General features: G+C 63.2%; 8 protein-coding genes and 1 riboswitch. Of the genes, 5 read left to right on the top strand and 3 right to left on the bottom strand.

The window, feature by feature from the left end; genetic code table 11:
• Positions 1-877 (bottom strand): ABC transporter permease subunit (locus QZ638_RS20570; RefSeq protein WP_295813843.1); only part of this gene is annotated, 877 nt, incomplete at its 3' end.
• The gene (gene thiB, locus QZ638_RS20565; protein WP_295813841.1) at positions 853-1857 is read right to left on the bottom strand and encodes a thiamine ABC transporter substrate binding subunit; all 1005 of its coding nucleotides are present in this window, start codon (positions 1855-1857) and stop codon (positions 853-855) included. The genes thiB and QZ638_RS20570, both read right to left, overlap by 25 nt.
• A gap of 37 nt (positions 1858-1894) precedes the next feature.
• A riboswitch (TPP riboswitch) is annotated at positions 1895-2007 on the bottom strand.
• Positions 2008-2101: 94 nt separating this feature from the next.
• On the opposite strand from thiB, the gene QZ638_RS20560 reads away from it, so the two are divergent.
• The 5 genes from QZ638_RS20560 (at position 2102) to QZ638_RS20540 (ending at position 7002) form a co-directional block, all read left to right on the top strand.
• Entirely contained in the window at positions 2102-2749 is a 648-nt protein-coding gene (locus QZ638_RS20560) for a thiamine diphosphokinase (protein ID WP_295813839.1), read from the top strand.
• A gap of 3 nt (positions 2750-2752) precedes the next feature.
• The gene (locus QZ638_RS20555; RefSeq protein WP_295813837.1) at positions 2753-4564 is read left to right on the top strand and encodes an ATP-binding cassette domain-containing protein; all 1812 of its coding nucleotides are present in this window, start codon (positions 2753-2755) and stop codon (positions 4562-4564) included.
• A gap of 72 nt (positions 4565-4636) precedes the next feature.
• Positions 4637-5578 carry a tyrosine recombinase XerC gene (locus QZ638_RS20550; protein ID WP_295813835.1) on the top strand — a complete coding sequence of 314 codons (942 nt, stop codon included), beginning with the start codon at positions 4637-4639 and terminating at the stop codon, positions 5576-5578.
• Positions 5579-5644: 66 nt separating this feature from the next.
• Positions 5645-6724, top strand: a complete 1080-nt coding sequence (locus QZ638_RS20545; RefSeq protein WP_295813834.1) for a TraB/GumN family protein — start codon at positions 5645-5647, stop codon at positions 6722-6724.
• A 74-nt stretch (positions 6725-6798) separates the two neighbouring features.
• Complete coding sequence (locus tag QZ638_RS20540) at positions 6799-7002, top strand: hypothetical protein (protein WP_295813832.1); 204 nt, start codon at positions 6799-6801, stop codon at positions 7000-7002.
• Between the two features lie 54 nt (positions 7003-7056).
• Here QZ638_RS20540 and lpdA read toward each other — a convergent pair.
• Positions 7057-8396: dihydrolipoyl dehydrogenase (lpdA, locus tag QZ638_RS20535; protein WP_295813830.1), on the bottom strand; the 1340-nt coding region annotated here is incomplete at its 5' end.

Genomic DNA, 8396 nt, shown 5'->3' with positions numbered 1-8396 from the left:
GCCAGACGATGCGTCGCGGCGCGACGGGCAGGTTTGCGTCGCCGCTGAGCGACGCGCCGAGCTGGCCGAGCGCCAGAACGACGCCGCCCGCCAGCCCCACCTGAACCAGTGTCAGAACCAGTGCGCGGGCCGGATCGAAGTCGAAACGCAGCGCCTGATAGATCGCCACTTCCAGTGTCGTCGCGCGCGGCCCGCCGCCAAGCAGCAGCACGATGGTGAACGAGGTGACGCACAGCATGAAGACGAGGCCGGCAATGCCGGGCAGGGCGGCGCGCATGGCCGGCCATTCGAGAAAGCGGAAGGAGGCGCGCGCGCCCATGCCCAATTGAGCCGCAAGGCGCCATTGGTCGGCGGGAACGCTTTCCAGCGCGTTCAGGAACAGGCGCGCCGCCAATGGCATATTGAAAAAGACGTGTGCGACCAGAATACCCGAAAGTCCGTAGATCCCGGGCCAGCGCGCATCGAGGATCGCCGAAAAGACCGGGGCGAAGAAGCCGGCGCGGCCGTAAAGCGCGAGAACGCCGAGCGCCGCCACGATGGCCGGCAGTGCAAGCGGCACCGCGAACAGACGCAGAATGAAAGCCCGACCCGGAAAAACCGGGTGCCGGGCCAGCGCGCGCGCCAGAAGGATCGCCGGCACGACGGAGAGCACCGTCGACAGCAATGCCTGCCACAGCGTGAAACGGGCAATCCGCAGAAGATAGGTGTCGAATGCCGCGAACGCGCCCGGGCCTTGGCGCATGGCTTCAACGGCCAGGCCGGCGAAGGCTCCGCCGATAAGCAGGCCGACGGCACCGAGCGCGAGCCGACCCGCTGCTATGCGTCTGTCCATGACGGGTGCGCGGGACAGGGTCAGCGGCTCATCACCGAAAGCCATTCATCGACCCAGGCCTTACGGTTTTCGGCCACTTCTTCAGGGGTGAATTCGAGCGTTTCGTCCGGTTTCACGAGCGCGTCGAACACCGGGTTGAGCGGTTCCGACGTCTCGCCAGCCGGGAACATCCAGTTCGTCTCGGGAATGGCATCCTGAAAACCGGGACCGGTCATGAAGGCGAGGAACTCCTGCGCCAGCGGGTTCTTGGCGCCTGTCACGGTCTGTGCCGCCACTTCCACCTGCAGGTAATGTCCTTCGGCGAAACCGGCCGCCTTGTAGCGCTCTGTGTCTTCGGCGATCCGGTGATAGGCGGGCGAAGTGGTGTAGGAGAGTACCATCGGCACCTCGCCGCTGGTGAACAGGCCGTAGGCCTCGCTCCAACCCGGTGTCACCGTCAGCACCTTGTCCTGCAGCTTGCTCCAGGCGCCGGCTGCATCGTCGCCATAGACCGCCTTGACCCAGAGCAGCAGGCCGAGACCCGGCGTGGACGTGCGCGGGTCCTGAATGGCGATTTTCAGGTCGCTGTCGCTTTCCACCAGTTCTTTCAGGCTCGCCGGCGGCGTCTCGATGACCTCGGTGTCGTAGACGAAGGCGAAATAGCCGTAATCGAAGGGTACGAATGTGTCGTTTTCGAAGTCGCCGGGCACCGACACTTTCGTCATGTCGATGCCATGCGGGGTGAACAGGCCGGTCTCACGCGCCTCGTGTATGAGATTGTTGTCGAGGCCCAGTACGATGTCGGCTTTGGTCGATTCCCCCTCGAGCTTCACGCGGTTCAAGAGGGCCACGCCATCCGCCACGGAAACGAACTCCACATCGCAGCCGCACTCAGCTTCGAACGCCTTTTCCACGAGCGGGCCCGGACCCCAATCGGAGGTAAAGCTTTCATAGGTGTAGACGGTGAGCTTGCCCTGCGCGGCCGCGTGACCTGCCATGGCCAGCATGCCGAGCGCTATCGTGGAAATCAGGGTGGTCGCGCGCATATGCGCCTCCTCTCGTTTTGTTGGGGAATGAGGCGCCGTCGTTAAAGCGTCTAATCCCTCCGCCGGTGCAAACCGGATCAGGTTCGGCGGGTTAGCCGGGTTTCCCCAAGCCTCTCAGCCGGCAATGCGCCGGCACCCCGTTAGAGCGACCGGGAAAATAGGGCGCGGCAGGGATCGGTGCAAGGGGCCTGAAAAGCGCGAACGCCGTTGGCGCGCGCGCGCCGGCATGATATGGGCCTCGCCCATGAGCCGATTAACCCTTCTCCTCGGTGGAGATCTCACACGCACCCCGGCGCTCGACGCTGAAATTGCAGGCAGCCGCATTATCGCTGCCGACTCGGGCATGCGTCACGCCGCTCTGCTCGGCGTCACCCCCGAACTGTGGGTGGGAGATTTTGATTCCGTTCCGCCGGAGTTGAGCGATGCCTACAGTCACGTACCGCGTCGCCGATTTCCGCCTGAAAAGGACAAGACGGATGGGGAGTTGGCCATCGCAGTCGCGCTTGAAGCCGGTGCGACCAGCCTGCTCCTGGCCGGTGCGTTCGGCGGCTCGCGGCCCGATCACATGTTCCTGCATCTGGCACAGGCGATTCAACTCTCGGAACGGGGCGTCAACGCCAAGCTGACCAGTGGCAGGCAGGAGGGCGTTCCGCTGGTGCCGGGTGAACGCCGCAGCTTCGAATATCCGCAGGACATGCTGTTTTCGATCCTCGGCTTCTCGGCCCTTGCAGGCCTCACCGTCGAGGGAGCGAAATGGCCGCTTGACGCGGTAGAGGTTCCCTTCGGCTCGTCCTTGACGCTTTCCAATGTGGTGGACGGTGCGCTTGCGGTCACTTTGATGCAGGGGAGGGCGCTTTTCGTTGCGCATCTTTCCAATGACGGAGAACGCTGAGTCATGGCGCCGCCTCTCCTGAAGCTCGATGGCATCCGCTTGACCTTCGGCGGCACGCCGTTGCTCGATGGTGCATCTCTCATGATCGGTCCGGGCGAGCGTTTGGCGCTGGTCGGCCGCAACGGCTCCGGCAAGTCGACACTCCTGAAAATTGCCGCCGGTCTGATTGAGCCGCAGGATGGCGAGATTTTCCGTCAACCGACAGCGACCGTGCGTTACCTGCGGCAGACGCCCGATTGGGAGGGTTTCCCGACAGTGCGCGCCTATGTTGAAGCCGGGCTCGGACCGGCCGATGACCTGAACCGCGTGGCGCTGGTGATCGACCGGCTCGGTCTGACCGGCGATGAAGATCCAGCGACGCTTTCGGGTGGCGAGGCGCGCCGCGCAGCGCTTGCCCGGGTGCTTGCTCCCGAGCCGGATCTGCTCTTGCTCGACGAGCCGACGAACCATCTCGATCTCGCCACCATCGAGTGGCTTGAGCAAGAGTTGCAGCGCACCTCGTCTGCGCTCGTCACCATTTCGCACGACCGCCGTTTTCTCGAGAATGTCAGCCGCTCTACTGTCTGGCTCGACCGGGGGGTGACACGCCGGCTCGACAAGGGCTTCGCTCATTTCGAAGATTGGCGCGACCAGGTTCTGGAAGAGGAAGAGCGCGACCAGCATAAGCTGGCCCGCCAGATCGAGCGCGAGGAACACTGGCTACGCTACGGTGTTACCGCGCGCCGCAAGCGCAATGTGCGCCGTTTGGGCGAGCTGCAAGCCCTGCGCGCCAGGCAGCGGAACCATCGCGGTGTTGAGGGCGTGGCCACCATGGCGGCGAGCGACGCCGCCGAATCCGGCAAGCTTGTGATCGAAGCGAAAGGCCTCGCCAAGTCTTATGACGGGCTTGAGGTTGTGAAGGATTTTTCCACGCGCATCTTGCGCGGCGACCGCATAGGTCTCGTCGGGCCGAATGGCGCCGGCAAGACGACGCTGATCAATCTCCTCACAGGCAAGCTCGCGCCGGACCTTGGTACGCTGCGGCTCGGGGCCAATCTAGAAACCGCCATACTGGACCAGAAGCGCGCGCTCGATCCGAAGGAGACGCTGTCGCATTTCCTGACCGATGGCCGGGGCGACAGCGTCGTGGTCAACGGGCAGGAGCGGCATGTCGTCTCCTACATGAAGGATTTTCTGTTCAAACCGGAGCAGGCGCGTACCCCCATCCGCGAGCTTTCCGGCGGCGAACGCGCGCGGCTGGTCCTGGCCCGACTTTTGTCACGACCGGCCAATCTCCTCGTGCTTGACGAACCGACCAACGATCTCGACATGGAGACGCTAGACCTTCTGCAGGAGCTCGTGGAGGGGTTTCCAGGCACAGTGCTTCTGGTCAGCCATGATCGCGATTTCCTCGACCGCACGGTGACGAGCACGCTCGCGCCGGTCGGCAATGGCCGCTGGATCGAATATGCCGGCGGCTACTCCGACATGATGGCGCAGCGTAAAGGCGAGGAGCTGGAGCGACGCAAGGCGCGCAGTGCCGAGCAGCAGAAAACGAAGCCCGCGGGCAATGCGGCGGCTTCGAAAGCCGGTTCGAGGAAGCTCTCCTACAAGCAGAAATTTGCGCTTGAGACGCTGCCCAAAAAGATCGACACGCTCGCGGACGAGATTGCGGCCCTGGAAGAAAAGCTGGCGGATCCGGACCTTTACACGCGCGATGCCGCCGCCTTTCAGCGTTTTTCCAAAGATCTCGACGACAGGCGTGCAAGCCGGGAAACGCTGGAAGAGGAATGGCTGGAACTGGAAATGCTGCGTGAGGAGATCGAGGGCGCGTGACGTTTTGCAACGCCTTCACCGGCTGCTAACCGGTTCGGTTCACAATGGGTGCAATTTCAGGAATGAGCGCTCATGGACCAGGAATTTCTCGTTTCCGCAAAATCCGACCTTCAGAAGGCTCGCACCGACTGGCTTGCGACGCTGGCCAATGAGCGTCGCCTTTCCAACTTGACTGTCGACGCCTATGAGCGCGATACGCGGCAATTCCTGCAGTTTCTGACAGGCCATTGCGGGGAGGCGCCGGGCCTTTCCGACATCGCCGAACTGCGTCCGGCGGATCTGCGCGCCTTTCTCGCTTTTCGGCGCGGCAACGGGGCCGGTGCGCGCACACTCGGGCGCGGCCTTGCGGGGGTGCGCTCCTTGCTGCGTTATCTCGAGCGGCGTGGGCTCGTAAATGCGGCCGCCGCAGCAGCGCTGAAAGCGCCGCGCGCACCTCGCGCGTTGCCCAAACCGCTGACGGCCGTGGATGCGCGTAAGGTCGCTTCGGGCGCGGGGCAACTGGCCGAGGAACCGTGGATTGCCGCGCGCAATGCTGCCGTGTTCACGCTTCTTTACGGTGCCGGGCTTCGCATTTCCGAGGCCTTGGGGCTGTCGGGCGGCCAGGTCGCGGATATTCGCCAGGGCGCGCTGCGCATAACGGGAAAGGGCGGCAAGACGCGGCTTGTGCCGGTCCTGCCCGTAACGGTTGAGGCGATCGCCGAATATCGGCGTCTTTGCCCATATCACCTGGAGGCTGACAAGGCGCTCTTTCGCGGCGCACGGGGAGGGGCTCTGCAGCCGGCCATCATTCAGCGCGAGATGAAGCGCATGCGCTCCGCTCTCAACCTGCCGGAGACGGCAACGCCGCATGCGTTGCGGCACTCCTTCGCCACGCATCTTCTCGGGCGGGGTGGCGATCTGCGGGCGATTCAGGAGCTTCTCGGTCACGCAAGCCTCTCCACCACACAGGTTTATACCGGTGTCGACACGACACGATTGTTGGAGATCTATGATGCGGCTCACCCGCGCGCCTAGGCCATTGTCTCGAATTGGCCACGGTCGATTAACGGTTTTGCCGTGTTTTGCGGTCATGCTCTCCGCATGAAAACACACGCCAAAGCCACCGCCGCGCCGATTGTCGAACGGGTTGCCGACCGCCTGTTTCTGTGTGCGGCAGCCTTTCCGTTGTTTCTCCTGCTCGCTCTGGTCGTCGGCCTGCTTTTCGCAACGCCGGCGAAGGCCGAAGACATTGCTTGCACTGGCGAGAACCTTTTGACGGAGCTTGCCAAGGAAGACCCCGCGATACTCGAAGATGTGCGGCGGCGGGCGGCGGCGACGCCGAACGGCAAGGGCCTTTTGTGGCGGGTGGAAAAGGAGGGCATCGAGCCCTCCTATCTTTTCGGCACCATGCATATGAGCGATCCGCGCGTTGCGGTTTTACCAGAGGACGCCCGGAAAGCTTTCGAGGGGGCCGAGCGGGTGGTCATCGAGACCACGGATATTCTCGATCAGTCGAAAATGGCGGCAGCCATGTTCAAACGGCCCGAGCTAATGATGTTCACCGGTGACGAGACACTGGGCGATCATTTCAGCGACGAGGAACGCCAGACGGTTGCCGATGCCCTGGCCGAACGCGGCATACCGTTTGCGAGCGTCAAGAAGATGAAGCCGTGGATGCTGATTTCGCTCGTGGCCCTGCCGACCTGCGAGATTGAGCGCAAGGAGGCGGGCATGCCGATTCTCGACCTCAAGCTTGCGCAGGATGCGGAGAATGCCGGCAAGGAGTTGCTCGGCCTCGAGACGGCTGTCGAGCAACTCGACGCCATGGCCTCTCTGCCGATGGAGATGCATGTGCGCGGCCTGGTGGAGACACTGGCCCTGGGAGACGGTCTGGACGACGTGATGGAAACGATGGTTTCGCTTTACACGGAGGGCGAGACGGGCATGTTCTGGCCGCTCATCCGGGTTGCGATCCCGGAGCAGGAAGGCGCTGCGGGCGATTATGCGGCGTTCGACCAGGCGATGGTGAAGGCGCGCAACGGCACCATGGCGGAGCGGGCCGTGCCCATCCTCGAGCGCGGCGAGGCATTCATTGCCGTGGGCGCATTGCATCTGCCCGGAGAGGAGGGACTCATCGAGCTTCTTCGCGGGGACGGTTACACCGTCGAGGCTGTTCGGTAAATTTAGGGTTCCGGCTAATTAATTGCATGTTATCGTTCCAGCGGCGTCGGGGGAGCGCCACTTGGAGTGCCGTCATGCATGAAGATGACGATAGAAGGAAATCCGTGCGTCACGCTGGTGGCGGGTCGGAAGGAACGCGAGGTTTCGTGATCGGTGCCGTTGGCGCCGCGATCGTCATACTCGTTATCATGGCGTTTTCGGGAACCGGTTTCTTCGGCGAGGACGCCGGCTCGCCCGATGCCGCGTCCGACAGCGTCCCCACGGGAGACGGCGGATAGCGGAAAGCCCCGAAGTTCACGCTCCGGGGCTTTTGTTTGCGTGAAAATGCGCGATTACATGTGGATCGGTTTGGCGAAAGTGGCAAGCGCGGCTTCCTTGACCGATTCCGACATGGTCGGGTGGGCGTGGCAGGTGCGCGCCAGGTCTTCCGACGAGCCGCCGAATTCCATCAGAACCGCTGCCTCGTGGATCATTTCGCCGGCGCCGAAGCCGACGATATGAACGCCGAGCACACGATCCGTCTTCTTGTCGGCAAGCACTTTCACGAAGCCGTCCGTCTTGAGCATGGAGCGTGCGCGACCATTGGCCGAGAAAGGGAACTTGCCGGCGTTGTATTCCACGCCCGCCTTCTTGAGCTCGTCCTCGGTCTTGCCGACGGACGCGACTTCCGGGCTCGTATAGACGACGCTGGGGATGACATCGTAATTCACGTGTCCGGCCTGGCCCGCCAGGATCTCGGCCACGGCCACTCCTTCGTCTTCCGCCTTGTGCGCCAGCATGGGACCGGCGATCACGTCGCCGATGGCATAGATACCCTCGACATTGGTCTGGAAACGCTCGTCGGTTTTGATGCGGCCGCGTTCGTCGAGTTCGACGCCTGCCGAGTCGAGACCAAGGCCTTCGGTGTAGGGTTTGCGGCCTGTTGCCACCAGAACCACCTCGGCCTCGACCGTCTCGGCATCGCCGCCCTTCGCGGGCTCGAAGGTCACCTTCGCGCCCTTGCCGGCCTTGGCCACGTCCGTGACCTTGGCGCCCAGCTTGAAATCGAAGCCCTGCTTGCCGAGCATGCGCTGGAACTGTTTGGCCACGTCGCCGTCCATGCCGCCGAGGATGGTGTCGAGATACTCGACCACCGTCACCTTTGCGCCGAGACGCGACCAGACGGAGCCGAGTTCCAGGCCGATCACGCCGCCGCCGACGACGATCATGCGCTCCGGCACCTTGGAAAGCTCCAGCGCGCCGGTGGAAGAGACGATCACCTTCTCGTCGAACTTCACGTCGATGCCGGGAATGCCGGCGACATCGGAGCCCGTGGCGATGACGATGTTCTTCGTCTCCACGGTCTCTTCCTTGCCGTCGTCGGCTTTTACGGTCACCTTGCCCTTGTCTGCAACACTGCCCAAGCCGCGATAAACGTCGATTTTGTTCTTCTTCATCAGGAAGTCGAGGCCCTTGGTGTTCTGCTCGACCGTCTTGACGCGGTGTTCCATCATCTTCTTGAGGTTGAGCTTGGGCTTGCCCACCTCGACGCCGAGATCGGCGAGGCCGTGGCCCGCCTCCTCGAACATTTCCGTGGCATGCAGCAGCGCCTTGGAGGGAATGCAGCCTACATTGACGCAGGTGCCGCCATGGGTGGAGAGCTTCTCGACCACAGCCGTCTTGAGGCCGAGCT

It is taken from the genome of uncultured Nitratireductor sp., assembly GCF_913053745.1.
Lineage (GTDB): Bacteria > Pseudomonadota > Alphaproteobacteria > Rhizobiales > Rhizobiaceae > Nitratireductor.
The sequence above is the reverse complement of the archived record's forward strand: the minus strand, read 5'-3'. Positions and strand labels throughout refer to the sequence as shown.

Bases quoted from the DNA above. Each gene is read 5' to 3' on its own strand.
- QZ638_RS20550 (WP_295813835.1), top strand. From the start codon at position 4,637: ATGGACCAGGAATTTCTCGTTTCCGCAAAATCCGACCTTCAGAAGGCT.
- QZ638_RS20545 (WP_295813834.1), top strand. From the start codon at position 5,645: ATGAAAACACACGCCAAAGCCACCGCCGCGCCGATTGTCGAACGGGTT.
- QZ638_RS20540 (WP_295813832.1), top strand. From the start codon at position 6,799: ATGCATGAAGATGACGATAGAAGGAAATCCGTGCGTCACGCTGGTGGC.
- QZ638_RS20555 (WP_295813837.1), top strand. From the start codon at position 2,753: ATGGCGCCGCCTCTCCTGAAGCTCGATGGCATCCGCTTGACCTTCGGC.
- QZ638_RS20560 (WP_295813839.1), top strand. From the start codon at position 2,102: ATGAGCCGATTAACCCTTCTCCTCGGTGGAGATCTCACACGCACCCCG.
- thiB (WP_295813841.1), bottom strand. From the start codon at position 1,857: ATGCGCGCGACCACCCTGATTTCCACGATAGCGCTCGGCATGCTGGCC.